The sequence below is a fragment of the Flavobacterium procerum genome, from assembly GCF_042431625.1.
In the GTDB taxonomy this organism is placed as follows: domain Bacteria; phylum Bacteroidota; class Bacteroidia; order Flavobacteriales; family Flavobacteriaceae; genus Flavobacterium; species Flavobacterium procerum.
In genome coordinates, this window is sequence record NZ_JBHLYW010000003.1 from 156,942 (window position 1) to 183,683 (window position 26,742).

Consider the following 26,742-nt stretch of genomic DNA (forward strand, 5'->3'; position numbering starts at 1 on the left):
AAATTTCTGAACTATTGGCGAGTTCGGTTTGTAGAATTTTGAGAATGATTTGTAAGATTTACTAAGTCTTTTGTTTCACGCTCCCGATAGCTATCGGGATGGCAGATTTTTTCTAAGGTTGGCATTAATCTCGCAAAGTCGCAGAGGCGCAAAGTTTATGTTTATTAATATAACTAAAAAATAGTCTCCCGCAGATTCTGCAGATTTAGCAGATTTAAATTTTAATATTTACAATTAATTTATCTGCTAAATCTGCAGAATCTGCGGGAGAATAAAATAAACTTTGCGTCTCAGCGCCTTTGCGAGAGATTATATATTTTCGATCTGAATGCGTTTTTTATCTTTTGATTGTTTAAACGAAGTAGGAGTGTAGCCAGTAATTTTCTTGAATTGATTACTTAAATGTGCAACATTACTATAATTGAGCATATCAGCAATTTCGCTTAAGGAAAGTTCGTTGTAAATCAATAATTCTTTTACCTTTTCTATTTTTTGGCTAATGAAATATTTTTCAATTGTCGTGTTTTCGATTTCCGAAAATAAATTGCTCAAGGAATTATAATCTTGATTTAGGTTTTCTACCAAATAATCAGATAAATTGGTTTTTAACTCGTTGTTTTTATGATGAACCAAGTCGACAATCAGATTTTTGATTTTCTCGATTGTTTTGCTTTTTTTATCATCTAATAAATCAAAACCTAAATTTTGCAGATTTATAAGTAAAGTTTCTTTCTCATTTTCAGTTATTTCGTTTTCCAATTCCACTTCGCCAAGCTCAACAGAAATAGTAGGAAGTCCGAGTTTTTCAAACTCAGACTTCACCACGATTTTACATCGAGCACACACCATGTTTTTGATGTAGAGCTTCATATTTATTTTATAGTTTCAACTACATTTCCGCAAGTCAGCATGGAAGAACCATAATACGGATTTTTAACTGCTTTTTCTTTGCTTAACCAATCAGCATCGGCCATTGGGCAGTATTGTTTGTAAACAGGCTGTTCTGGATTTGAAACTTTTATTAAATCGTAAGTGTTTTTAGATAATGACTTAAAAGATTCACGCTGTTTCTTAATGTCTGTATTTGATGAAATTGCCTTTGCATCAGAAGTTAATTTTTTTACAACTTTCATCCAAACCGTATGTTCGTTGCTTTTAAGTTTGTCCATTTTTACAGCAGTAATAGCTGTAAGTAAATCTGCCGCTTTTGCCGAAGCAGATTTGGCATCACTTTTAATAAACGCATCTTTTACAGCAAAATAATTATCGAAAACAGATTGTAATTCACTAGAAGCGATAACATCTTCTGTATTGATTTGTAATTTAATTTCGTTTGCTGCAATGTTGTTTACAGAAAATACTATTGCGATAACTGCTAAAACAGTTGTTATTAAATTTTTCATTTTAATATATTTTATAAAAGGAAGAAGTTTTCCTTTCAGGTTGTTTTTATTGAATCTAGAAGTATAATAAATTTCTTAACTAAACCCACTTATGGCTGTCAAGAATACAATTATTTTATTTTAGGAGGCAACCAGATATTCGTAAAACCATCAGAAAGGTTGGTTTTGTGGTAATAGGTAATAGGTTTTTCTAAAGAGAAGTTAAAATTGTTTTGAAAACTAAAATCGTTTAAAGACGGAATGTTTAATTGTAAAGACGGAGTCGTACAATTGGTGTGGTTGCATTTTCCGTCGCAGTCGTGTTTCTTCTTTTTTGATTTTGATGTTTCTTGACAACAACTTTTTGTGCAACAGTCTTTCTCTTTTTTTTCCGTAGCAATTTCTTTTGTGTGAGATTTTTTTACAGAATGAATTCCACATGCATAACCAGAAACCGGAGTCAAAACGAAACCAATTAGTAGTAATAAAAATGCTATGTAGATTTTTTTTGTCAAAAGGAAATTCTTTTTGTTGTGCAAATTTAGATAAAAATATTCAGGCGGAAATCTCTTTTAGGATTTCAATAACTAAAGCCTTTTAAAATCGGTTGGTTTCATGTTTCTTTTCTTTTTGAAATAATTCGTTAGATGGCTTTCGTCTGTAAAACCAAATTCATATGCAATTTGTTTAATTGGCAATTGATTGTTCTGAAACCTTTTCTCAATCAAAGCTGTTCTCAAATTATGAATATAATCACGATAACTTATGGCAAAAGTCCTTTTGAAATAGGCACTGAAATACGTTTGAGCAATATTAAAATGAGCTGCAATTACTTTTACCTGAACCAATTTGGGCTGATAAATATTCTGGTGAATGTAATTTGCAATTTGCTCATTGTCAATATGTGTTGAGGTCATCTGCAAATTCATGCATCTAATGGTTTCTTTGATCAAACCAAAAATGGAAAGAATTTGGTAAAAGACAATCGGTGAATTGGCAACATCAATATATTGATGATATTTTGTAATGTTCTCAACAGTATTTCTAAGAATCGTTTTGCAGGGTTCATCAAACTTTAAAACAGTTTCTTTTAAAATTTTATCGCGCATAAAATTTTCCGGGGTATGAATCAGAAATTCGTCGCAGGTAAGATTTTGTTTTGAATTGAAATAATTGTCGGTGAATTTTATGAAAATAAAACGGGTACTTTTCTTTATATCAAAATAGTGCTCATCATCTGGTGAAATAACAAACAAATCGCCCGCTTTATAATGAAGTAAATTGTTATTGATGTGATGAATGCCGCTTCCCTTTTTGATGTATATGATTTCATAATAGGTATGAGAATGCGGAGGCAAATGAAATTTTTCCTCTTCAAATTCATCTAGCATTAATGTTTTGAATTGATTCAGCTTCGGCATAACCTATTTTTACAAATTTATATCGCAAATATACAATTTATTTCAGCGGTGTCGGTTTTAAATTTGCATCGTAGAAAATTTATTCCTTTCTAATTTAATCAAATGAAAAAAAGTCTTATTGCACTCTCTTTAGGAGGGTTAACTATTGGAATTACAGAATTTGTAATGATGGGCCTTTTGCCTGACATTGCTTCAGATATGAAAGTTTCGATTCCGGTTGCCGGATATTTAATTTCTGCTTATGCACTTGGAGTTGTTATTGGAGCACCACTGCTGGTAATCATCGGCAGAAATTATGCACCAAAAAAAATGCTTCTAATCTTGGCTTTAATGCTGGCAGTTTTTAATGCACTGTCTATCATTGCTCCTGATTATAATTTTCTGTTTGCTTCGAGATTTCTTTCAGGACTGCCGCACGGAGCCTTCTTTGGTGTTGGTGCAGTAGTAGCGAGCCGTTTGGCCGATAAAGGAAAAGAGGCACAGGCCATCTCAATAATGTTTGCCGGATTGACAATTGCCAATTTGATTGGTGTGCCGATTGGCACTTATATTGGTCATCATTTTATCTGGCGATATACTTTTGTAATTATTGCTCTTGTTGGCGCTCTTACATTAGTTGCAATTTATTTTTGGATGCCTAATCTTGATAAAGGCGAAAGCGTAAACATGAAAACACAGTTGTTGTTTTTTAAGAAAACCGAAGCTTGGTTGATTATTGGCATTACGGCAATTGGTTTTGGAGGATTGTTTGCTTGGATCAGTTATATTGCTCCTTTATTAATAAATGTTTCAAGGTTTGCACCAGAAGATGTTTCGACTATTCTGATTTTAGCCGGATTCGGAATGGTAGTTGGGAATTTTGCAGGAGGGAAGCTGGCTGACCGTTTTTCGCCTGCACCTACAACATTGGCTTTATTGTTGGTAATGTCAGTAGATTTGGTTTTGGTTTATTTCTTTTCCTTTAACCAATATGTTTCATTGTTCCTTACTTTCTTAACAGGTGCCATTGCGTTTTCAGTAATTGCCCCAATTCAAATGCTGATGATTCGTACGGCGAAAGGAGCAGAGATGATTGCTTCGGCCTCGCTTCAAGGAAGTTTTAATATAGGAAATGCTCTTGGCGCTTTTTTAGGCGGACTTCCACTAACGGCTGGATTTAATTATGCTTCTCCAAATTTAGTTGGTGTTGCAATGTCTGTAATCGGAATGATGATTACCTTAGTTTTGATGAAACTACATGGCAGGAATCTGCAGTTGAAAAATGCCTAAAAAATAAAACACTTTCTTTGGAAGCCCTTAACTTTTGTTTAAGGGCTTTTTTGTTTTGTCTCTGAATAGCCAACAAATTAAAAATTTTAATTTTTCTATTTGTTTGTGGGCGAAGTCAGAAAATACCTTTTAAATTATCGCTCTTTTCATAAAATAAAAAAAGAATAAAGAAGAATATTTGCCGGATTTAAGTGTGAAAAATACACCTAATAATTTCGTAATTAATGTTCATGTAATCGATTGTTTTTTTTGCAAAAATCAAATCAAATTAACAATTAATAAAAATATATTTAATATTTTATATCGTTAAAAATTATATATGTGATATAAAAAAGCAATTATTTTTTTGATATGTAATTTTTTTTTGGATTTTTTTATGATTTTTTATTTTTCGTTTAAAAAAAATATCTATGTTTGTGTAATCGATTACAACTTTGAATTGTATGTTCGAAATCGATTAAGTAGTAAGTAATGAAAAATCGCTCATATTAAGTGATTACTGCGTCGGAGTAATTTTATTACTGTTAAAATTAATTTTCAAAAACGATTATACATGATTAAAAAACTACCACAAAAAACCACTTAACCACAAAAAACTTAAAAATTTAGTAACTTAAACAATCAACCATGAACTTTAAAGATTTATTAAACAAAAGAGCAAATTTCTGCTCTGTACTTGTTTTCTTACTGTGTCTGCTGAGCAATCAGATTTATGCACAGAGCACTACAATAGAGGGAACCGTTAAAGATGCTGCCGGACTTTCTCTTCCGGGGGTAAATGTCCTGGAGAAAGGAACTAAAAACGGTACTTCTACAGATTTTGATGGGCATTACAAACTGAAATTAACCAATCCAAAAGCTGTTATAAGCTTTTCTTTCATAGGATTTAAAACCGTTGAGGTTCCTGCAGATGGAAAAGCAAAAGTTAACGCAACGATGACAGAGGATTCTAACAGCTTAAATGAAGTTGTTGTAATTGGATATGGAACATCTAAGAAATCTGATTTAACTGGAGCGGTTTCAACTATTTCTGGTAACGATTTAAAGAAAGTACCAGTGGCAAATGTCGCTGAAGCTTTAACTGGTCGTATTGCTGGTGTGCAGGTAACTGCGTCAGAAGGATCTCCAGATGCAGATATCAGAATTAGAGTTCGTGGGGGAGGATCACTAACTCAGGATGCTTCGCCATTAATTATTGTGGATGGATTTCCAATCAATAATATGAACGACATTTCTTCATCTGATATTGAGACAATGACCGTGTTGAAAGATGCAGCTTCAACTGCAATTTATGGATCACGTGGTGCAAATGGGGTAATTTTGATTACAACTAAAAGCGGAAAAGACGGTAAGATTGCAGTAAATTTCAATATGTTCTATGGAATGAAGACCATGGCTAAAGAAATTGATGTTTTATCACCAGAAGATTATACGAAATGGCAATACGAGTATGCTTTGCTTTCTCAAACAGGAACAAAAGTAGCTACGAACCCAACTTCTTATACTAGATATTTTGGAAATTGGGAAGATCATGATATGTATAACGGAGTGAAAGGGGATAACTGGCAAAAACAGATTTTTGGACGTACAGGAGAAGTACAAAGCCGTGATTTAGGAATTAGAGGCGGAACGGATAAGCTTAATTATAATTTTAATTATGCGCGTTTTGATGAAAAAGCAATTATGATTGGTTCAAATTATAGAAGAAACAACCTTGCTTTGTCTTTAAAAAGTAAATTAAGCGACAAGGTTGATGTTGGTTTTACTATGCGTTATTCAGATACAGAGATTGATGGTGGTGGTGTAAATGAGCAAAATGAGAAATCTTCTGCAGATTCACGTATGCGTACAATTGTAGGGTATGCACCGCTTCCTGTGTCAGGTTTGACTTCAGAAGATATAGCAGGAGATGGTTCAGATCAATTGATAAATCCTTTTGCATCTGTATATGACAATAACCGTCAACAGTTTCGTAAAAACTTTAATATGTTGGGAAGTTTTGGTTGGGAGATTGTAGATAATTTGAAATTGAAAGTAGATTTAGGTGTGGATAATTTTAACACTCAAGACTATCGTTTCTATGGACTTACAACTTATTATATAGCTAATGCTCCAGTTGGTCCACTACAAGGGATGCCAGCAATGATTATGGGGGATACTAAAGAAAGACGTTTTAGAAATGCCAATACATTAAATTATGATTTCAAAAAATTAATGGGTGAAAATCATCATTTGACAGCACTTGTTGGGCAAGAAAGTATTGAATACAATTCTAATACTGTGACTACTACTATCCACGGATATCCTACGTTTTTTGATTTTCAAAAAGCTAAATCGCTAACAACGCAAGGAACACCACAATTAGTAGATAATTACTATAGTCCAGATGATAGATTATTGTCATTTTTTGGACGTGCCAATTATGATTACAAAAATCGTTACATCTTTTCAGCTACATTTCGTGCTGATGGATCAAGTAAATTCTTGGAACAGAATCGTTGGGGCTATTTCCCAGCTTTTGCAGCAGGATGGAAAATTTCTGAAGAAAGCTTCTTAAAAGGTAAATCTTGGTTAGATCTTTTAAAAGTAAGAGCTAGTTATGGTGAAGCAGGAAACAACAATATACCTGTTGGGCAACAGGTTCAAATTTTTCAATCTACAGGAACAACTTGGATTAATGGTGTTACAAGTGTATGGGCACCTTCCAAAACAATGCCTAACCCAGATTTGAAATGGGAAACAACAGTAACTCAGAATGTTGGTTTGGATTTCGGATTCTTCAAAAATCGTTTAAGTGGTAATTTTGATGTTTACAAAAATATTACAAGTGATTTATTGATTAATTTCCCAGTAGCTGGATCTGGATATGATTTTCAATACCGTAACATGGGAGAAACGCAAAATACAGGTTTCGAGGCTACATTAAATGTCGTGGCTATCGAAAAAGAAAAATACGGATTGAATTTTTCGTTCAATATGTCAGTAAACAAAAATCGTATTAATTCATTAGGTGTTATGAGTGATTTTGGACAGGCTACAGGTTGGGCTTCATCTCAAATTGGAGATGATTATTTAATAGCAGTTGGTTCTTCTTTAGGTACTATGTATGGTTATAAAAATGATGGAAGATATGAAGTTTCCGATTTTGATTATGTTGGAGGGAAATATGTTCTAAAAAGCGGTGTGACTCCTACTTCTACTTCTTTAGTGGGTGACGGAAGCGCTCTTAAACCTGGTGATATGAAATTGAAAGATGTTAATGGAGATGGTGTGGTAGATTTAAAAGATAAAACGATTATTGGTAATTACAATCCTAAAAGTTCAGGTGGTTTTGTCATCAATGGAAATGCTTACGGATTTGATTTAATGGCAGCTTTTAACTGGAGTATCGGTAACGATGTGTACAATGCTGATAAAGTTGAATTCTCTACAGCTAACGCTTCGGCAAGATATAAAAATTTAAACTCTACAATGGCTGATGGAAAAAGATGGACGAATCTAGATCCTGCTTCAGGTCAATTAGTGACAGACCCAGATGCATTAGCGGCTTTGAATGCTAATACAACCATGTGGTCTCCATATATGAGAAATGCTATATTTACAGATTGGGCTGTAGAAGATGCATCGTTTTTAAGATTAAATACGTTAACATTAGGATATACAACTCCTGAAATGTTTACATCTAAACTAGGAATTTCTAAATTAAGATTCTATTTGACGGCAAGCAATGTTTTTGTTTGGACTAACTATTCGGGTTCAGATCCGGAAGTTTCAACGAGAAGAAAAAACCCACTAACACCAGGGGTTGATTCAAGTCCTTATCCAAGAAGCAGACAGATGATTTTTGGAATGAATCTTAATTTCTAATTTTAAATTATTACAAAATGAAACATAAAATAATAATAGCGGGATTGATTATTTCGGGTTTGTTTAGTTCTTGTCAGCAATTTGAGGACGACTATTTAGATACATCTGCAGAATCAACATTAGATGTTGCTTTGATTTTTTCTACACCTGGTCTTGCAAAAGGAGCGGTTGATGGAATAAAAGTACCATTTGCTGAAACTAACTCATATAGAGGAAGATTTTTACCATATTATGGATTAAATACAGATATAGAATGGTACAATACCTCACAAACGGCAGGGGATAAAGCAGATTTGTGTGTTTACGATGCAAAGACAAACAATACAGAGATGAATACGACCAATAATGCTTATTCAATGATGTTCTCAGGAATTGAACGTGCCAATATTTGTATTAAAGGTATACGTCAGTATGGAAATCCGTTACCAGGATCAGAAATGGGGCAGCTGTTAGGAGAAGCTTTGACATTGAGAGCGATTTACTATGCAGATTTGCTTAAAGCATGGGGTGATGTTCCAGCTCGTTTTGAACCAATTACTACAGAAACCTTATACTTGCCTAAATCAAGCAGAGATGTTATTTATAAACAATTAATTGCAGATTTAGGTGAAGCATCTACTTTGGTTGCATGGCCAAACGAAACAGCTTACACAAGTACTGTTGAACATGTAAATAAGGCTTTTGTAAAAGCATTTAGAGCTCGTTTAGCTTTGGTTGCAAGTGGTTACCAACAATATCCTGATGGAGTAAGAAGAAGTAATGACCCTGAACTTTCAGTAGCTAGTATGTATGCATTGGCATTAGCAGAATCTCGTTCTGTTATTGCAAGTGGTTCTGCTCATTTAGAATCTACTTTTGAAGGATTATGGAGAAAATACAATGAGGAAAACACTACTGCTGGAGGAGAATCACTTTGGGAACTACCTTTTGCTGATGGACGCGGTAGAATGTTGTTTACTTTCGCTGTTAAACATACTGCTGCATCAGATCAATTTCAAGCGAATGGAGCTAACCGTGGAGGAGTAGCAGGTCCGTTGCCATTTGTTTTCTATGATTATGATCAAGCTGATACTCGTAGAGATGTTACTTGTGTGCCTTATAAATATGGCGCGGCGACTAATAATATTGCGAAACAAGAGTTGGGTACTTTAGATACATGGTACTTTGGTAAATACCGTTACGAATGGATGAAACGTTATGTGACTTCTACTAACGATGATGGGGTTAATAAAATGTACATGCGTTATGCGGAGGTTCTGCTTATCGCAGCTGAAACTGCAAACGAGTTAGAAGGTCCAGGGGCTGCGGCGCCTTATTTAAAACAAGTTCGTAGAAGATCATTTCCTGCCACATCACAAGCTGTCAAAGTGGATGCGTATGTAGATGCATTGACTGGCAAAGAAGCCATGTTTGAAGCTCTTGTTAAGGAAAACAAATATGAGTTTACAGGTGAAATGGAGCGTAAACAGAATCTAATTCGTTGGAATTTGCTAAAAGTAAAATTAGATGAGGCTAAATTAAAAATGGCAGCTTTATCAGCGCGTACTGGTGAATATGCTGATGTCCCTACAACTTTGTATTCTAAATTTAAAGCAGATAATGTGTCTATCGATATCTACGGATTAAATCGTGGAGAAACTACAAATCCAGGAGTAGGATACACCTCAACAACTTGGACATGGACAGGTACTGCTGCAGATGCCAAGATAAACTCATTATACAAACCAGGAGTTAACCCTGATAACAGACAATTCTGGCCAATATGGCAAGTGTTTCTTGATGGAAGTAATGGCCAATTAAAAAATGATTACGGTTATTAAAAATCTTTCAAAAAATTAATAATAAATTAGAAATTATTAGGATGAAAACAAAATATATATTTAGAGGATTAATAGCCGTATTACTTCTTGCAATTGGAGTTTCAAGCTGTGAAAGTTATAACGAAGGCTTATTAGACGGTATAGGAAATACAAGAGAATTTTCTCCAATTGGCCTTAAAGCTACAATTAGAAATCAAACTACAGTTGAATTAACCTGGACTGTTAAATCAGACGAAAATGCAGATCATTATCTTGTAGAGTTTAGTGCAGACGATACAGAGTTTAAGACTATTTACAAATCAATAAATGTTGCTCCATCAGAATTACCAATACAGGTTGCCTTAGAAGGAGAAACAACTTATTCTATTAGAGTAAAAGCTGTAAGTGCAGCTGGTCTTGAAGATTCTAAATGGTCGGTTATTACTGCTACTACTTTATCTGAACAGATTATGTATCCTGTTCAAGACGCTGATATTGAGGCAAAGCAGGTTACTTTGAGATGGACTCCAAACAGTAATGTAACGCAATTAGTTTTGAATCCTGGGAATATAATACATGCAATTACACCTGCAGAAAAAACAGCAGGAGTTGCACTAGTAACAGGACTTACCTCAGAAACAGATTATACAGCTTCTTTGTATAACGGAACAAAGAAACGAGGTGAAAGATCTTTTAAAACTGGAATTGATATAGGGAATGGAATTTTAGTTAAACCTGAAGACGATTTGAATGCTAAAATTCAAGCCGCTCCAGCTGATGCTACTTTAGTGTTGATGCCAGGAGAGTATGACGTTTTTACTGGAGAAATCATTTTAAATAAACCAATTACAATAAGAGGTTTACGAGCTGGAGATAAACCAAAAGTGAGTGTGAGATTTACATTAAATGCAGGTGCGTCATCTCTAACTTTAATTGATTTAGATTTAAACGGTGATAACACGCAGACTGATATCGTAAAATACAATCAAAATGGTAATTATGGAAGATTACTAGTGAGCGGATGTCAAGTGCATGATTACTTAGGTTCATTTACTAATACTTTGACAGGTGTTGTTGCTAGAATAGAATCGATTACAGTAGAAAATTCTATTTTCACAAATATTGATACAGCTTCAACAGGAGAGTTTATCGATTTTAGAACGAGCTATGTTAATAATATTGTTTTAACAAAAAGTACATTTAATAAGTGTGCAGCAGGAAGAGCTTTTATCAGATTGGATGCAGCAACAGGATTGACTGGAACAGGATTGACAAGCAATACATTAATTGAAAGCTGTACATTATACGGAATAACAAATACAGTTGCACAAAGTGGTTATCAATTGCTATATATTCGTTTTGTTTCGAACGCTACTATTGTTCGTAATTCAATATTTGCAGAAACAGTAGCGAGATATGCTAATCAAGCTGCAACCGTAGCTCCTACATTTTCAAATAATAATTATTTTAATGCGACTACTTTGAATGCGGCAAGTCCTACGGCTCCTCTTAAATCAGATGCTGCGGGTATAGCGTTAAATCCACAGTTTACAAATGCTGCAACTGGAGATTTTACAATCGCAAACCAAACTTTAATTGATAATAAAGTTGGAGATCCACGTTGGATAAAATAAAAAATCATGGTTAGTTAATACGAAAGAGGGATGCAAATTATTTTGCATCCCTCTTTTTTTTAGGTTCAATCAGCACTAAAAAACTATTCTATGTTAAAATCGAATTTTTGCAATAAACCCGCAAGTGCCGTATGAGAAACTTTGGTTCCTTTGATTTTGTTTTCAGATGGGTCAAAAGCATAATTTCTAGAAGTCCTGAAATCGGTTTTCTCTAAAATGCTTTCCACGAAAGTGGCACTAGAAAGATTGCAATTTTTGAAAATCGCTAAGGATAAATCAGTGTTCGAAAAATCTGTTTCTCTTAAAGAACAATCTGCAAAGTTGGTTTTTTTGAGCTTTTTATAAATAAAAGTCGAATAGTCTAAGATGCAATCTTCAAAATTCATGGAGAATAAAAAACTATTGCAGGCACTAAAGTCAAGCCCCATTAGTTTACAGCCAATAAATTTGATGTTTTTCAATCCGGTGTTTCGTAAAGTCGCCAAAGAAAGATTGCAGTTTTTGAATGTGCAATCCAGAAAATCATTATGACTTAAATCGCTTTTAGAGAAATTGCAATTAATGAATTCGCAGTTCACAAATTCGATATTGGCTAAACTTTGATCTGAATAGTCAATCGTTTCAAAAGTCCTGTTTTGGTATAATTTGGCTTCCATAATTAAAAAGGCATGTATAAAGTATTATTCTAATTCGATACAATCGAAAAGAGTATTGTTTTGGAGCAGTTCTGTAACGTTAAGTTCGCTGTCTACTCGTAAAATATTATCGCAGTCTTCCAGATCAAAATTCCACTGTGATTCGGGTAATAATTGGTTTAGAAGTGCAGAAGCCGACTCGAATTTGGTCTGGCTGTCAACGGAAGTTTTAAAAACATAAATCATAATTTGCATTTTTGAGCTAGCAAATTTCTGAAAAACGTCTACTCATTTGTTAGGATTCTATAATCAATAATTAGGACTTATCAATCATTTTTCGGTATCGAATAGGCGTGATTCCCTCGGCTTTTTTGAAAAATCGGCTAAAGTAAGATTGGTCTTCAAAACCTACCTGAATTGCGATTTCGCCTACAGAAAGTGTAGTTTGAAACAGTAAATATTTAGCTTCTAATAATATGTTTTCATCAATCCATTTTACGGCCGATTTGCCTGTTACCGTTTTGACACATTTATTCAAATGATTGGGAGTAACGTTTAGTAAAGAAGAGTAATAATTAACCTGATGTTGGGTTTTTACATGATCGTGAATAAGCTCTTTGAATTTTGCTGTAATAACTTCAGCGGCCGAAATGCCTTTTTTTGTTTTTACTGCATTTTTATTCATTTCATAAAAAAGAGTAATCAGATAAGATTGTACAATATTAAGATCTGTAAATGTAGTTTCAGAATATTCTTTTTTCAATCTTTCCAAAATGTTTAGAATAGAACCAACATCTTCAGGCGGGAGGCTTATTTTCGGATTTCCAGAAATTTTCAAAAAATCGAATTCATTCAAAAGTTCACGACTTCCGTATTTTCTAATTAAAATATCGGGATGAAACTGGCAGATGTATCCTTTGTGTATATTGTTGACATTTTCGAGCGAAAAAATCTGCTCAGCCGGCACCATGATCATTTCGTTGTTAGTAGTAATGTATTCCTGATGGCCCAACTTCATAATATGATGTCCGGAAGAAATAAAAATTAAGGTATGGCAAGAATGTTTAGAAGGCGGAACTGGATGCTGCATCTGCATGATTTCTTCAATTTCAAGACAGAAGAAATGATCAGAATTGGATTTGAAAAGCAAGTGAATGGGATTGTCTTCTCCCAGAAACTTCTCTCGAAATCTTAGCGGACTATAGGTTTCTACTTTTTCAGGCTTTCTTGTTTTCATTAGTAATACAATCTAAAGTCAAGTAGTTTACATAGATTATAATGTTTTGTGTAAAGGTCTTCGACCACTTCAATAAGATTGTCGTTTTCCTGATACAAGCTAAAAAAAGCTTTGTCAATCGTACTGCAGCTGGCAATTTTATTATATGTAGATCCGTAGCCAGAAATAGCTCTTGCTCCCGTTATGTCTAAGAAATATTGGGCTTCTTCTTCATTTAGATCCAAAACTTTAAGATTGGCAAAATGAATGATTTTGCCTTTCATCTTTCCTTCAAAAAGTTCTGCGATTTCCTCGATGCTGTAATAATAATCGTGAAGACAAATGTTGTTTTCCTGTCCCGGCATGGCCAAATAAATGATTTCATAATCTTTAAAATTATGATCTTCGTAAAGTAAGATGTTCAGGCTTTCTTCTAGGCCTTCGATAGTATCGCAAGTTTTATGAATGCTCGAAATTCCTTGATCAATTGCAAGTTCTTCGAGGCATTTTACAACATTGGTAGTTGTATGGTTTTCTACGTCGGCGACACCTTCAAGGCAAAAAATAAACTTTTCGTTATCCATAAATCCTGATTCTGTTTTTGCTAAAGTCTGGTTTTCAGTTTTACAAAAGTATTTTTTCTGAAAGAAATTTTAGTATAGAATGCCGATTTTAACTTGTTTTTAATTTGAAGATATTCAACGATTGAAAACTTAAAAAAGAAAGCGGATTGGTACAAAACCAATCCGCTTTTAGATTTCTTATAGTTGTTTATTTGCTTTTCTTTAATGCATCCAATAATTCTACAAGATCTACAACGCCATAAGTGGAGCAATAGTCAGATACAGCATAAGGCAAAATAAGGCTGTTGTTGTGAATAATGGCACCACAAGAATACACAACATTTGGAACATATCCTTCGCGTTCATCTTCTAAAGGCGAAAGCAGCGGTTCTGTCAATCTTCCGATTTCTTTAGATGGGTCGTCAAGATCAAATAACGATGCGCCAATGCAATAACGTCGCATGGTTCCAACGCCATGTGTAATTACGAGCCATCCTTCTGTGGTCCAAAGCGGCGATCCGCAGTTCCCTATTTGTGTAAATTCCCAAGTATATCGTGGTTCTTGAAGTAAGATTGGTGTGTTCCATTGCGTAACGCGATCAGAATACATAATGTAGTTGTTTACGCCGTCTATACGGGCCAACATCGCATATTTGCCTTTTATCTTTCGAGGAAACAAAGCCAGATTCTTATTTTGCGCTCCAGCTCCATGCAAGGGCATAACTCTGAAATTATAGAAATCTTCGGTCGAAATAAGTTTAGGAAGTATTGTATGCCCATTGTAAGCTGTATAGGTTGCCATGACGCGTGCAGAATCGTCGTCGTCGACAAAACGCACAAAACGGGCGTCTTCTATACCACGACTTTCAGAATCCGAAATCGGAAAAATTACGCGTTCTGTAATGTCTGAATCGTGTTTAAACTGCAAATCATAAAAGGAATTTGCCAGCCATAGTATTTCCTGAAGTGCAACTCGTTTTTCTTCGCGGATGAGTGGATCGCTGAGGTTTTCTTTTAAGATATTTTTTAAAACGGCAAATTCGAAGTCATTTGGCAGATTCTGCATGATTTGGACAATATACTTGTCTGTAGTATGCATTTCCGATAATTTGATTAAAAACCGTTCTTTGTTGAATAAGGTTTTGTGTTCAATTTCTGCCTTGTCAACATGATTTCCGATTTTCATGATATGAAGATTGTTGTCGCGGTCTAGAATGCCTCGTCTAAAAACGATAGAAGAAATATGTCCTTCTCCCGTAGCACGAAACGAAATAATAACTCGCTTTTCGCCGGCTTCCAATCCAGTCTGGTCAAAATCTTCAACTATTGAAGGATTAAAAATTGCAGCAGATTCGATTGCATATTCCATCGTGCAATACGATCCAATCAGCATTTTGCGATCAAGAGATAATGCGTCGTAATCTATCTGCATGGCTTCAATTACAGGCCTGATTTTTTCGCAGTGTCTGAAAAAAACTGCAGAAATGTTTCGGTGACGGCGTGCAAATTCTCTTAAAGTCTGCTCCAAAGTTTGCAAAACCTGCTTGTCGTCGAGCATCATGATACGGGTTACCATCTGCTGGGTTCTTTCGTAACCGTTCATGAAATAACGAGCAACAACTCTGCTGGAATCGGGTGTGAATTTTATGTTTTTTCGGGTGACGGATACTCGCATAGATTTTTATTTAGTTTTAGAATTCAACAGCAGATTTCCTTGTAAATCTAGATGCAAAAGTATCAGGGATATAAAACCTGATGAAGAGTTTTTTTGCTTAGAACGAAATCTGTTTGTAACAACAAGTTAATGATTTTGTTAAAGAAAAAGCCTAAATTTTTATTAAAATTCTTTTTCTAAGTTTTATTCCTTAAGTGATTGAAAGAATAAAAATATAGAAATAAAAATATTAAGATTTTTAAAGTACTGGAGCATGATTCTCTAGTGACCGATTTGGGCCAAACAATACATTTTCATACATTATAGATTAATACAACTTTGAGCAAAATTGTTTCTTTGTCTGGTACTTATAAAATTGAAAATGGAATTATTGAATTTAAAATTCTTAAAAGCAAGGAAAGAGTGGGAAGAAGTTATTTTAGAGACCATACAAGTTCTCATAATGACTCATGGGTGTTGGATGATTATAAAATACTCGAATTTGAAGCTGTTGAAAGTGTTGACGGAGCACAAATTAAAATTCTTTCACCTACCAAAATTTCGATTGACGGAAGATTCTTTTGTATGGTAAGCGAAGGTTTGTAATTGTACTATTGAAAAATAGTTTTTAAATTAATCCGTTTTGACTATATGATACGGAAAAGTAAAATAGCATCGCACGGGTTTACATTTAATTGTAGCTGGTTTCCAGTTTGATGATAATTTAAAAGCTCTTACCAATTCTTTTCCGGAGCCATAACCAAAATCACGCAAAACTTTTATGTCAGATATAGTTCCATCTTTTTCGATAACAAAACCTAAAAAAATAGCGCCAGTGTCCACTTTGTTTTTAACTGCTGCTTTTGGCATCACAAAATTTTTCTGTACTAAAGCGTATAATTTTTCTATGCCACCAGGGTATTGAGGAAGTTCTTCAAGATCCCGAGCGTTATATACATAATTTTCTGTTTCTTTTAATTTTTTTTCTTCAGGTTTAAAAGGTAAAACGGTTCTAGGATTGTTATACTTTTTAGGAAGATCAATTACTTGAAAAGCAACATCCCATTTGCGGTCAAATGTTTTTCCGAGAAATCGATACGAAATCGTATTTGAAATCTTAACAAGCCAAAAGCCTTCGTCATTTTTAAACAGATAAAAATTAGAACCTGGTTGCGAATCTAAACCGCAGCCTTTTCTGTAGCCCGGAAAAATGGCCAAAAGTTCAATTCCGTTACTTTTAATGATTTTGATGTTTTCATGATATAAATAATTTTTATCCATCAGGAAATTGTTAAAAACTCTGGCAGAATTTACATCTACATCGTTTAATTCCAGAATTCCTTTATCGTTAAGATAAAACACGACATCCTCATCCTTGTAATATTTTAGGCTTTTATTTATTGGTGTAAACGTTTCAGCATCAAAATCAGTTCGTTTTTTATGATAGTAAATGCGATTATTCTTTTTGTAAAAATTGTAATCAATTATAGTTTTGTCCGAATCGTCATCTTCAAAAACAATTTTTTGTCTTTTGCCTCTACCGCTCGGAAAAGTGTCTGCATCGGTTCTGTTTAATTCGGTCGTGTTTTTAAAAAACTTTGTGTTGGTTTTCCACCAAAGATCCATTTCTGCATTATCTGCTAAAACGGTAAAACCGGTAGTGTCAATTTTCACAAATTCTCCTTTTACGAAAACTCCGTTTTTATCAAATGCAAAACCTTCTTTTCCAACTGTTTTTGTTCCGAAAGAAGCTAAATCGGTTTTTAAGATTTTATGAGTATAACAATCCTGATAGATTACATAGTCTTTGTTGACGATATAAGTAGGAGTTTCCAAAAAACTGCAATATCGGCGAAACCCGTTTTCGACTCTTAATGAAGGATCAGCAATTGCAGATTCAATAGGCTTGTTTTGACAGCTTGCAATTAATAGAAAACTAAAAAGAAGAATGAAACTTTTCTTTATTATGTTTGACGCTAAAACTATCATACAATTAATTTAGATCTGTGAATAATTGGTAATTTGAGCAATTTAGCCTTGCCACACATTTATTTTTGTTACTTTTTCGTTTTCAAATGAGATCGTTAAACTTCCAGTGTTTATTCCAGTTTTACTATATCCAAGATAATATTTAAATTCGTTATCTGTAGAAAAATTGCCGTCGGGTCTCCCAAGTAAATTGATAATTTCGCTTTTAGACATTCCAACTAGTTTATAATTATTTCGTAAACTATTCATCATATCCCAACGCATAGACCAATTATTTTCAAGATTTAGATCTGAGTTTTTCCATTTCTGGGAATCAAATTCTTCTCCAGATATTTTTCCTCGTAATGCTAAACCGCAAACGAATAGCATAATAATGATGATTAAGAATTTAGTCCGTTTTTGCATTCCTGTTTTTTGTTGTTATAGATTCAACGATATACGAGATTTGAAATTAAAGATAAGAGATTTTTCTATTAGAGATAATTTTTAGAAATCAAAAACGTCAGATTAAGAAAGAAGATAACTGAAATTCAGTTTTACCAATCTGTCATGATGTTTTATTATGTTATTTTGATAAAATAGTAGCAAAGACACATGTATAGGTTTTATATGTTTATTTAGTTTAGTATATTTTTTTTAAAGCAATTAGATTTGTCTGGAAATGCATAAAACGCATGAAATTATTTCAATATTTAAAACTTTTTCTAAATGAAAACTAAGCTTTACTTTCTGTTTATTTTGACGCTTTTAGCAAGTTGTAATAATGAAAAAACGATAGAAGAAATCTTAATTGCTCATCCAGATGAATATTGGACGTACTACAATCCTAATTCTGGTGATTTTACTTATTATAAGTTTAATGAAAATAAATTTACGGAACGATATGTAAGAGATTCTATAAATAATTTTCTAAAATATAAGCCTTCTGGCCATGTTGTTGAGGTATCGCAAAGATGGAGCGTTTCAAAAGATAGTATTTTGCGATTTAATGGTTTTGTGTATGATGTTGTAAATTATAATGAAAATACGGTTGTTCTTTATTTTAAAGATTTGAATACCAAAGAAGAAAGAATGGTTTTCTTAACAAAGGAAAAAGCGGGAAGCCCTCGTCAATATTCGGATTATTATTACGAAAGAAGAATTACACAACCAGAAAAGTACAAAGTTCCCAATGCTTGGTGGACCTCTAAATAAGCAATAAATTTTGATTAGGTTTAAATAGACCTTTATTGTTATTTTAGACAAATCTTAATTCAGATTCCAAATGCTATTATTATGCAAAAAAGACAGCCAATTCATCTAAACAGAGTTTTTATTCTGTCATTTTTTTGTGTGTTCTTGTTTTTTGTTTTTAGTTGTAATCAAATTATTGAAAAGAATAAATACAACGGAACTTGGATTTTAAAAGAAAGACATTACACCGAAAAAATCAGTTTTAAGGATGGAAATTACACTAAACAATACAGCAGTGATGATATTAGAGTGCACTCAAACGGAAAGTTCTACCTTAATAGAAATGAAAATAGATTTGGAACGACATTATCATTAATTCCAGATAAAATGATTATGGAAAAGGATACTGTTTTTCAAGATTGCGAAAACTTAGACGTTATTGAAATGACTGATAGTACGTTTACAGTTCAAAAATCACATCAATGGGCTAGAGATGCACGCGACAAATGGATTCAGGTAAATGAATTTTTAGTTTATAAAAAGCAGAAAAATAAAGATTGATAATCTTGGAGGTATAAACGTTACAGATATCAGAAAGTTTAAATAAAAAAACTAATGAATATTCCAGAAAACATAACCGATTTTTTGTATTGGGTAAAAGAAAGAACAGAATTGTTTTGGAGTATCAATCCCAAAACTTCATCAAATGTTTTTGTTTGTGCAGATTGGGCTTACGGTGCAAAATGGATTGGACTTTCTGAAGCTGAAATTGATGAAATAGAAAAAAAGTATTCTATTAAATTCATATTTGAGCATCGAGAATTTTTGAGGATTTTGCACACGATTGATAGAAAAGAAAGATTTGAGTATACGGAAACATTTGAAGAAGATTCTGAAATTATAGTCGAAGAAAGTCCTTTTTTTTATAACTGGCTTCGTGATGAAAAGGAAATTACAGAAATTGAAAAATGGGCATACGATAGCATTTATCAAGATATTGTTGGAGTAAATAGAGTTTGGCTAAAATCTTGGGGAAAAAGGCCAAAATCTGAAATCAAATAAAAAACATTTTTGAAGAATGGTATCAAAAAACACCTAAATTAATTCCAATTCATTCGTGTATGTTTGTAGTTAGTGGACCTGACCTACAATTTAAGCCTGTTTTGTCAATTTGGGGTTCTGATATTAATGTCCGTGGATGGAATTTAAGAAGTTATCTGCTAAATGAACTTAGAGAGCATTTAGATATTCAAGTAGATGTTTATGATGAAGAAGATCAATGTTATTGTACTGAATTAATTAATGAAGTACAGGCAATTTTTGATGAAGATTATAAGTTTGATGAAAATAAAAACATTCCGTATTGGAAGGAATTAATGTTGATTTGGAATTCAGGTTGGTCAAATTTTGGTTTAAAATACCCTGGTCAAGAAGGTAATGGAGCGTTTAGAATAATGAAAACCTATGTTCCAGATGATGAAGAAAATGAACAAAAAAGATTTCAAATTTTTTAAAAGCTTCAGATTTCTCCGAAGCTTTTTGCAATCAGTATTCAAAATATTCAACTAAGTTTGGCGAATTCTTTTTGGAGATTAAAATCTATATCCAGCGCTCAATCCGAATTTTGCCACAATAGTATGGTCCGTTTTATCTGCATTGATTAATATACCGCCATAACCAACATTTGCTTCAAAAAGAAATCCGCTTTTACTTATCCATTTCCAGCCTCCGCCAGCACCGAGAGCAAAATTAATTACATCTGGGTTTTCGGTATATATCGAACGATCTTCTGAAGCGTATATTTTTTTGCCATCTGTTGAAGCCAGCATTCCAAACCCTTCCACAAACCAGCCTGATGCGTATTTTTTACCAAAATATCTTCTATAATAGGGAGAAATGGAATAATTCATGTCATTGCTTGTGTCAGTTGTTAATACATGAAAATAATAAATACCTAATGATGATCTGTTGTTTAAATGTCTTTCGTAGCTTACGTTTAGAGTTTTGTTAAAGGCCGCAATTGCATTTATGGTAATGTCATTTTTTCTCTCAAAAGGATTTGATTCGATTTCATTTTGAGCATTGACAGAATAAAAAGCAAACAAAATGATAAGCAGTAAGTGATTTTTTTTCATAAAAAGTGATTTGAATTATTTGACCCCAAAATTCAGATATAAAAAATAGAAAAGGTTTCAAAACCTTAAAAGTGGATAAATTGGCACTTATTTACTGGTGTTTTTATATTCATTTGGCGTAAGACCCATAACTTTTTTAAAGGCTTTGTAAAAAGTCGTTTTAGAAGTAAACCCAGATTCTAATCCGATGGCGAGCAAATTATAGTTTTCGTATTCCGGATTCGAAATCATTTCTTTTACAGCTTCAACTCGATATTTGTTTATATAATTGGCAAAGTTGTCTCCAGTTATGATGTTTACAATTTGTGAAAGATATCCAGCGCTTATGTCTAGTTGTTCTGCCACTTTTTCTCTGTTTAATGTACTGTCCGTATAAATATGTTCATTTCTACAAAGAAGTTCTAATTTTTGAAAATAAAGATTATCTGCCGTTATAGTTTCTCGATATTCTTCTATTGTATTGTTGTCTATAATTTGAAAATCGGAAGGCGAAATAGCCAAATCGTTGTTTAGAAAATTAAAAATAGCTTCTTTGTTTTTGGCCAATTTGTATTTGTAAATACCGATATAAGCTGTCCAGTGAATTACAAATGTTGCAGATAAACCTAGAACACTCATAATCGAAGAAACATCTAATTGAAAAAACCAGCCGACCATATAGGTCGTTAACCAAAAAACTAACAGCATATACATGAAAGTTAACAAAGTAATGACCCATTTTTTCTCTTGAGGATCCTTTAAATGTTTTATCATAAAATAGGAGTAAAGAGGTAAAAACAAGACGATGATAACGGCCAATAAAAGCTGAACCATCCTAAGGATATTGATGAGATACATAAAAGACTCAGGAATTTTATAAATTCCTGCTTTAATGTCAAGATATACGCCAATACTAAGAATGCTGTTATAGAAAAATGGAATGTAATACAGATACGTTTTTTGTCTGTTTTTTACGGTATCATCAATGCGGTTTATAATAAACAGAAATGTGAAAACTGGTAATAGAAATATCCAATCGAAAGCATCTATAAAACATAATAAAGGATAGGATTTGAATACCTCTTGAAGTTCAAAAACATAGTTTAGTAAAACAATAGAAAGCGTAAAAAGTAAGTACGCAAGATATTTATTTGAATTGCTATTGAATAAGGAAGATTTTAAAATAACAAAGCCTAAAACGATTCCCTGAAAAATCGCAATATTTAAAAGTGTTGTATAAATCAATTTTTTAAGATAAAAGTTATTTTACGATTTGTTTCAGAATATTATGGCAATTAAAATATAGCTTATTTCAGACGAATCAACAGGACGAATTTATAGTAATGCAAATGATTTCCTTAACAGATTAAGAAATGATTAACTAAAATCATACGAAATTATCCGTTAATTTCGAATAAGAAAAAGTATGGAATTTTTAATAAATTCGTCCTTTGAATAAATGTATTTAAGCACAATTTTATAGAACAAATAGTACAAATAGGAAATAAAGAAATCCGATACAAGAACAAAAAATTAGTTGCAAATTTCAGATAAAACATAAAAATGAAAAAAAATCTATTCATAATTTTAATTCTATTTAGTATTACAGTACAAGCACAAACAGATAATAAATACAAGGAAATTGATTCTTTAATCGAGAGTAATTCAATGATTAACTCGATGAGCGCAATTACAAAACTTAAAGAAGATTTTGCAAAAGATTCGATTAGTTCAAATTATTGGCTTAGATATTCAAAAGCTTCTTATATTTTTTTCAGATATGAAGATGCTTCATCCAGCATTGATAAAGCGATTAAATTAAGTACAAACGACTCAGAGTTGTATTTTGAAAAAGGTTTGCTAAACAATAAACTTCATAAGCTTGAAATAGCGTTGCAAGCATTTGGAAAAGCTATAGAGATTAAAAAAATGGGTAAATATTTTTATTGGAAAGGTATTGTCAACCAACAATTGAGAAAAATAGAGAGTGCAGAAAATGATTATCAAGCGGCTATTGAAAATAAATTTGAAACCCCAGAATTATTTAACAACTTCGGAATTCTTTTGGCAGAAAGCGGAAGAAACCAAAAAGCGTTGGTGATGATTAATAAAGCTATTGCTCTTGATAACAAATATCCAGAAGCCTATTCTGCAAGAGCAAAAATTAACTTCTCGTTGCTAGATTTTGACATGGCTTGTAAAGACGGAAAATATGCTGTAAAATTAGGACATAGAAACCCTTTTCTGCTTCCAGATTCAATTTGTAATGGTACTTTAAATCAAAAGCTACAATTTGCTTCAGAGGTATTTATTGTAAATAAATTATACAAACAAGCCATTGTTGCTTACACCATGTTAATAAACAATAAGGCCACAAAATCAGATAATTTTTTAAATCGAGGTTACTGCTATTTTCAAACGAAAGACTATGTAAACGCAGAAAAGGATTATCTTAAAGCCTTGTCACTTTCGAAAGCATCGGCCGATCAAATTTATGATAATTTAAGTTTGCTGTATTTTGATATGAAGAATTTTGAAAAATCAATAGAATACTCAACAAAACGTATCGATCTAAATCCAAATAACCACGTCCCGTATATTGACAGAGGGCTTAGCTACCGAAAATTAAAAAATTACGCCAATGCTGAAAAAGATTTTAATAAGTCCTTAGAGTTGAAACCTGATTTTTTTAGAGCATTTGGCTATCGTGCCTTTTTATTTTTAGAATTAGGTCAATATCAAAAATCATTGGAAGATGCTAGTAAATCAATTAAAATAAATCCCCAATACGGTTATGGTTACATGGTTCTAGCCCAAGCAAAACAACAAATCGGAATATCAGATTTCTGTGAAGATTTTTACAGTGCAAAAAAACACGGCGAACCTGATGCCGAAAAGGGAATAAAAGAATATTGTAAATAAAAGTTGCAGCCAACAGCAAATTTAGGCAATTGCCTTAAAGGAAAATTGTTTTTTTAGGTATGATGATAAATCCGATTAAACGGTTTAATTTAACTCCAAACCCGCTGTAGTATCAGAGCATTGAGTAACATTTAAAAAAACGCTAATGAAAATGTATCTTTCCTTAATTTTATTATTATTTCTTTCCTGTAATAATAAACAAAAACAATTAGAAAAAGCACTTTTAGAAAAAGAAGGACCAGTTGAAATGGACTACTTTCATCTAACTACGCAAAGTTCTGATAAAAGTTATGGTTTTACTGAATCAAATCCGATTAAGGTTGGTGGTCGTTCCGAAGGTATGGGGCCAAAAAATGAACGCAGATTTTTGAGTGTATTGAGAGGTCCAAATGGCGAAACAGTAAGATTTTATAGAGTAGGAAGCTGCTGTCTTTTTGAAACCCCGAATGTGGAAAAAGGGATGAAAGGCTCGCTTGACATCTATAACGTATATTATGAAGATATAAAAGACACTCTAGAGATTTATATAAATATGTATGATAGAGACAGCCTAATGATTCCGTTAGGTTTAACTTCAAAAAAATGACATTTTTGAATTTGAAATTGACTAGTTTAGGAAAGATGAAATCATAAAAGAATTCAGTTTATGGGTTTGCTATAATTTCGCCTGCTAACAAGCGCCTAGTTCGTGAATGTATTAGATAAACAAAAAAAGCTCCAGATTTCTCTGAAGCTTTTTGTCTTAGTAGCGGGAACAGGACTCGAACCTGTGACCTTCGGGTTATGAGCCCGACGAGCTGCCTACTGCTCTATCCCGCGATGTTTCGGGTGCAAAGATACACACTAAATACAGTTTTACAACAATTTTTATGCTTTATTTTTGCTTTTTTAGTTCAATCGTTTGTTTTTTAGTGTGTTATCGGGTGTCTGGAAGGGAGTTTTGAGCCTCAAATGATAGTAATTCTTGGTATGGATCTCCTTTTAAACCCAATAATAAAGCAAATGCAGGTTCTGTTTTGTATCCTTTTTGCTTTAGTTTGATGATTTCTAAACGGAAATTTTCATCTTTTGAGCGAAGTATTCTGTCTTCAATCAACATATGTTTGTATGCATTTTGGTTTTGAGTTGGAATACTTTGTCCAAAGATTTCGATTTCAAATTCATCAAGTTTAAAAACCGCCACGATACTTTCCTGAGCATCAATTTCAATTTCTTTTATCGAAAAGCCACTGTGTTCTTGAAAAACGGATGTTACTTTTTTAATAAAGTCAGCTTTGTTTTTCCAGCAACAAATAATGTCCAAATCGCTTCCGTCAATAGCTATGTCTATCGGAATTGTACCTGTCAAAAGAGGGTCAAATTCTGCCAGATTTTCCAAAACTTTATAACGGGTGAGAACCTCAAATGCCTGTTTTTGTTTTTGATTTCCGTTTTTCAGGTAAGCTATTGTTGTAAAATCAATCATCGTAGTTCTTGGTTTCTTTAATCTCGTCTTCGAGTCTTTTTCTGATATCGATTTTAGCTTTCGTAAAAACAAAAATTGTAGTCAAATATTCTCTCGCATACGGGTTTGTGATTTGGCCGCCGATTAACGAAGTGCCAAAGAATGGAGATGTTTCAGCAAATTCTTCGCTTTTTTCGTCAAATTCTTTTACGCGAATCAGGTTTTTATAAGGAATGCTAAAGTCAAACCAGTTTACATAATCGGCATTAAAAGAAACGGCTCTTATGCCTTTTTTAGAATAAAAATTTATAGCTCCAGCCTGACCGTAATTATCGCACAAAACGAGAGTTTCTTTTTGATTTGGCAGTAAACCGTAAAGCGAATCGGTTTTGTGTGCCAATTCTTTCCATCCGAGCATGTCGGCATAATCTTGAGGCAATTTATGATCTTTTCCGTCTTCCCAGCGAAGCATTCCTAATTTCTTATATTTCTCCTGATGAGAAGCAATGTATTGCGGACTTTTATTGGGAAAGGCAATGTCGTACATCGGAATAAAAAACAAGATCGGCAATAATGCTAAAACAGGTTTTAGGAAGCTCTTCCAGCCTTTTTTTAAGATATCGGCCAAAAATACGGAACCAAAAGCAATGTAAATTGGATACAATCCAATGGCATAATAGGCTTTGGCTTTGAAATAAATAAAAATCAAAAGAGTGAAAACCAATGAAAAGGAGAAAAACTTAAAATCTTGAAAAGGTTTGTAAAACAACAAGGCATAAAAACCAGTAAGAATAACCAGAATTGATCCGATAAAAAACAAAAGCTGTTCTTTTAAAAAATCAAAACGGTTTACGTTGACCAATTGCGTTTCAGACAACTCTTTCATATGGTGAACAATTGGGAAATTATTGTTGTACTGCCATAAAAGATTTGGAAGTATTATGGCTAATCCTAAAATTAGGGCGATATACAATTCTTTTTTTGCGAATATTTTTCGCTGTTTTGTCAGCAAAATTGCTGGTACAATTCCGAGCAGCAGAAATGCAATATTGTATTTGTTTAGAAATCCGAATGCAAAAGTTATTGCAGCAGCAAAAAGCCATTTTGTTTTTTCAGCCTTTATATATCGAATTAAAAAATAATAAAATGCAGTCCAACAAAGAACATCAAGTGAATTGGGCTGAAAAAGCGTATTCAGCCTTAATAAACATGAAAACAAAACACAAAGTGCACCTAGAATTAAGGCATACAAGCCACCCTTTAGATGTTCGATTGTTTTCCATACTGCCAAAAGCGTTAGAGCGCCAAAGAGAGCAGGGAAGAACTTTACCCAGAAAACCGAATTTCCGAGAAGAAAAATCAGATAAGAAATCCATGAGGTTACAGGAGGAACCGACAAATAACCCCAAGCCAAATGATGTGCTTGGTCAAGATGCAAATATTCGTCACGTTGCAAATCGTATTCAGAACTTATTAAGAAGTACTGCAGGGCGAATTTTAAAATAATAAATCCAATTAAAATAATGGTTTTCTTAGTCATTTTTGGTCTGGTTTGGAGCAGATTAAATTTTAGTTTCAGCTAAGATATCATTTATTTTGGATTTTGGTTTACAATTAAATAGCCTCAAAAACAAAAAAGCTCCAGAAAATCTGAAGCTTT

The 26,742-nt window shown here is 33.2% G+C and carries 26 protein-coding genes and 1 tRNA gene; 11 read left to right on the top strand and 16 right to left on the bottom strand.

Annotated features, from left to right (window positions below; translation table 11 throughout):
- Positions 1–309 precede the first annotated feature (309 nt).
- From ACFFLS_RS02865 to ACFFLS_RS02880, 4 genes are all read right to left on the bottom strand, one after another.
- Entirely contained in the window at positions 310–870 is a 561-nt protein-coding gene (locus tag ACFFLS_RS02865) for a helix-turn-helix domain-containing protein (RefSeq protein WP_379683306.1), read from the bottom strand.
- A gap of 2 nt (positions 871–872) precedes the next feature.
- Complete coding sequence (locus ACFFLS_RS02870; protein ID WP_379683305.1) at positions 873–1,403, bottom strand: DUF3347 domain-containing protein; 531 nt, start codon at positions 1,401–1,403, stop codon at positions 873–875.
- A gap of 110 nt (positions 1,404–1,513) precedes the next feature.
- Positions 1,514–1,897, bottom strand: coding sequence for a hypothetical protein (locus tag ACFFLS_RS02875; RefSeq protein WP_379683304.1), 384 nt, complete (start codon positions 1,895–1,897; stop codon positions 1,514–1,516).
- Positions 1,898–1,969: 72 nt separating this feature from the next.
- Positions 1,970–2,803: an AraC family transcriptional regulator gene (locus tag ACFFLS_RS02880; protein ID WP_379683303.1), complete on the bottom strand. Its 834-nt coding sequence runs from the start codon at positions 2,801–2,803 to the stop codon at positions 1,970–1,972.
- A gap of 102 nt (positions 2,804–2,905) precedes the next feature.
- Here ACFFLS_RS02880 and ACFFLS_RS02885 point away from each other — a divergent pair, with 102 nt between their 5' ends.
- The 4 genes from ACFFLS_RS02885 to ACFFLS_RS02900 all read left to right on the top strand — a co-directional run bounded on the left by ACFFLS_RS02885 (position 2,906) and on the right by ACFFLS_RS02900 (position 11,372).
- On the top strand, positions 2,906–4,072 hold the full coding sequence (locus ACFFLS_RS02885; RefSeq protein ID WP_379683302.1) for an MFS transporter: 1,167 nt from the start codon (positions 2,906–2,908) through the stop codon (positions 4,070–4,072).
- Between the two features lie 627 nt (positions 4,073–4,699).
- Positions 4,700–7,939, top strand: coding sequence for a SusC/RagA family TonB-linked outer membrane protein (locus ACFFLS_RS02890; RefSeq protein WP_379683301.1), 3,240 nt, complete (start codon positions 4,700–4,702; stop codon positions 7,937–7,939).
- Positions 7,940–7,956: 17 nt separating this feature from the next.
- Positions 7,957–9,759 (top strand): RagB/SusD family nutrient uptake outer membrane protein, encoded by a 1,803-nt coding sequence (locus ACFFLS_RS02895; protein ID WP_379683300.1) that lies wholly within the window; start codon positions 7,957–7,959, stop codon positions 9,757–9,759.
- Positions 9,760–9,800: 41 nt separating this feature from the next.
- Positions 9,801–11,372, top strand: coding sequence for a DUF5123 domain-containing protein (locus ACFFLS_RS02900; RefSeq protein WP_379683299.1), 1,572 nt, complete (start codon positions 9,801–9,803; stop codon positions 11,370–11,372).
- A gap of 83 nt (positions 11,373–11,455) precedes the next feature.
- Here the strand turns inward: ACFFLS_RS02900 and ACFFLS_RS02905 are convergent, their stop codons facing one another.
- The 5 genes from ACFFLS_RS02905 to ACFFLS_RS02925 form a co-directional block, all read right to left on the bottom strand.
- Complete coding sequence (locus tag ACFFLS_RS02905; RefSeq protein ID WP_379683298.1) at positions 11,456–12,028, bottom strand: pentapeptide repeat-containing protein; 573 nt, start codon at positions 12,026–12,028, stop codon at positions 11,456–11,458.
- A gap of 24 nt (positions 12,029–12,052) precedes the next feature.
- Positions 12,053–12,253 carry a hypothetical protein gene (locus ACFFLS_RS02910; protein ID WP_379683297.1) on the bottom strand — a complete coding sequence of 67 codons (201 nt, stop codon included), beginning with the start codon at positions 12,251–12,253 and terminating at the stop codon, positions 12,053–12,055.
- Positions 12,254–12,323: 70 nt separating this feature from the next.
- Entirely contained in the window at positions 12,324–13,244 is a 921-nt protein-coding gene (locus tag ACFFLS_RS02915) for an AraC family transcriptional regulator (protein WP_379683296.1), read from the bottom strand.
- Positions 13,244–13,807 carry a DUF6642 family protein gene (locus tag ACFFLS_RS02920; RefSeq protein ID WP_379683295.1) on the bottom strand — a complete coding sequence of 188 codons (564 nt, stop codon included), beginning with the start codon at positions 13,805–13,807 and terminating at the stop codon, positions 13,244–13,246. The genes ACFFLS_RS02915 and ACFFLS_RS02920 overlap by 1 nt, the downstream gene beginning before the upstream one ends.
- Before the next feature lie 187 nt (positions 13,808–13,994).
- Positions 13,995–15,461 carry a glycoside hydrolase family 130 protein gene (locus ACFFLS_RS02925; protein WP_379683294.1) on the bottom strand — a complete coding sequence of 489 codons (1,467 nt, stop codon included), beginning with the start codon at positions 15,459–15,461 and terminating at the stop codon, positions 13,995–13,997.
- A gap of 318 nt (positions 15,462–15,779) precedes the next feature.
- Between ACFFLS_RS02925 and ACFFLS_RS02930 the strand changes: the two genes are divergently transcribed.
- On the top strand, positions 15,780–16,046 hold the full coding sequence (locus ACFFLS_RS02930) for a hypothetical protein (protein ID WP_379683293.1): 267 nt from the start codon (positions 15,780–15,782) through the stop codon (positions 16,044–16,046).
- A 27-nt stretch (positions 16,047–16,073) separates the two neighbouring features.
- Here ACFFLS_RS02930 and ACFFLS_RS02935 read toward each other — a convergent pair whose 3' ends face one another.
- Positions 16,074–17,429, bottom strand: a complete 1,356-nt coding sequence (locus ACFFLS_RS02935) for an energy transducer TonB (RefSeq protein WP_379683292.1) — start codon at positions 17,427–17,429, stop codon at positions 16,074–16,076.
- A 42-nt stretch (positions 17,430–17,471) separates the two neighbouring features.
- A complete protein-coding gene (locus ACFFLS_RS02940; protein WP_379683291.1) occupies positions 17,472–17,834 on the bottom strand; it encodes a hypothetical protein in 363 nt (120 codons plus the stop codon).
- Positions 17,835–18,137: 303 nt separating this feature from the next.
- On the opposite strand from ACFFLS_RS02940, the gene ACFFLS_RS02945 reads away from it, so the two are divergent.
- The 4 genes from ACFFLS_RS02945 to ACFFLS_RS02960 all read left to right on the top strand — a co-directional run bounded on the left by ACFFLS_RS02945 (position 18,138) and on the right by ACFFLS_RS02960 (position 20,116).
- The gene (locus ACFFLS_RS02945; protein WP_379683290.1) at positions 18,138–18,623 is read left to right on the top strand and encodes a hypothetical protein; all 486 of its coding nucleotides are present in this window, start codon (positions 18,138–18,140) and stop codon (positions 18,621–18,623) included.
- 81 nt (positions 18,624–18,704) lie between these two features.
- The gene (locus ACFFLS_RS02950) at positions 18,705–19,163 is read left to right on the top strand and encodes a hypothetical protein (protein ID WP_379683289.1); all 459 of its coding nucleotides are present in this window, start codon (positions 18,705–18,707) and stop codon (positions 19,161–19,163) included.
- 54 nt (positions 19,164–19,217) lie between these two features.
- Positions 19,218–19,664, top strand: a complete 447-nt coding sequence (locus tag ACFFLS_RS02955; protein ID WP_379683288.1) for a hypothetical protein — start codon at positions 19,218–19,220, stop codon at positions 19,662–19,664.
- A 59-nt stretch (positions 19,665–19,723) separates the two neighbouring features.
- Positions 19,724–20,116 (top strand): hypothetical protein, encoded by a 393-nt coding sequence (locus ACFFLS_RS02960; protein WP_379683287.1) that lies wholly within the window; start codon positions 19,724–19,726, stop codon positions 20,114–20,116.
- A gap of 78 nt (positions 20,117–20,194) precedes the next feature.
- Here ACFFLS_RS02960 and ACFFLS_RS02965 read toward each other — a convergent pair whose 3' ends face one another.
- Complete coding sequence (locus tag ACFFLS_RS02965) at positions 20,195–20,737, bottom strand: DUF3575 domain-containing protein (protein WP_379683286.1); 543 nt, start codon at positions 20,735–20,737, stop codon at positions 20,195–20,197.
- A gap of 87 nt (positions 20,738–20,824) precedes the next feature.
- Positions 20,825–21,961, bottom strand: coding sequence for a helix-turn-helix domain-containing protein (locus tag ACFFLS_RS02970; RefSeq protein WP_379683285.1), 1,137 nt, complete (start codon positions 21,959–21,961; stop codon positions 20,825–20,827).
- Positions 21,962–22,279: 318 nt separating this feature from the next.
- Here ACFFLS_RS02970 and ACFFLS_RS02975 point away from each other — a divergent pair, with 318 nt between their 5' ends.
- Complete coding sequence (locus tag ACFFLS_RS02975; RefSeq protein WP_379683284.1) at positions 22,280–23,638, top strand: tetratricopeptide repeat protein; 1,359 nt, start codon at positions 22,280–22,282, stop codon at positions 23,636–23,638.
- Positions 23,639–23,783: 145 nt separating this feature from the next.
- Positions 23,784–24,224 (top strand): 2-dehydro-3-deoxyphosphooctonate aldolase, encoded by a 441-nt coding sequence (locus ACFFLS_RS02980; RefSeq protein ID WP_379683283.1) that lies wholly within the window; start codon positions 23,784–23,786, stop codon positions 24,222–24,224.
- Positions 24,225–24,384: 160 nt separating this feature from the next.
- Here ACFFLS_RS02980 and ACFFLS_RS02985 read toward each other — a convergent pair.
- From ACFFLS_RS02985 to ACFFLS_RS02995, 3 genes are all read right to left on the bottom strand, one after another.
- Positions 24,385–24,457 (bottom strand) — tRNA-Met (locus ACFFLS_RS02985).
- Positions 24,458–24,554: 97 nt separating this feature from the next.
- Positions 24,555–25,103 carry a DUF4269 domain-containing protein gene (locus tag ACFFLS_RS02990; RefSeq protein ID WP_379683282.1) on the bottom strand — a complete coding sequence of 183 codons (549 nt, stop codon included), beginning with the start codon at positions 25,101–25,103 and terminating at the stop codon, positions 24,555–24,557.
- The gene (locus ACFFLS_RS02995; protein ID WP_379683281.1) at positions 25,096–26,622 is read right to left on the bottom strand and encodes a glycosyltransferase family 39 protein; all 1,527 of its coding nucleotides are present in this window, start codon (positions 26,620–26,622) and stop codon (positions 25,096–25,098) included. The genes ACFFLS_RS02990 and ACFFLS_RS02995 overlap by 8 nt, the downstream gene beginning before the upstream one ends.
- Between the last annotated feature and the right edge of the window lie 120 nt (positions 26,623–26,742).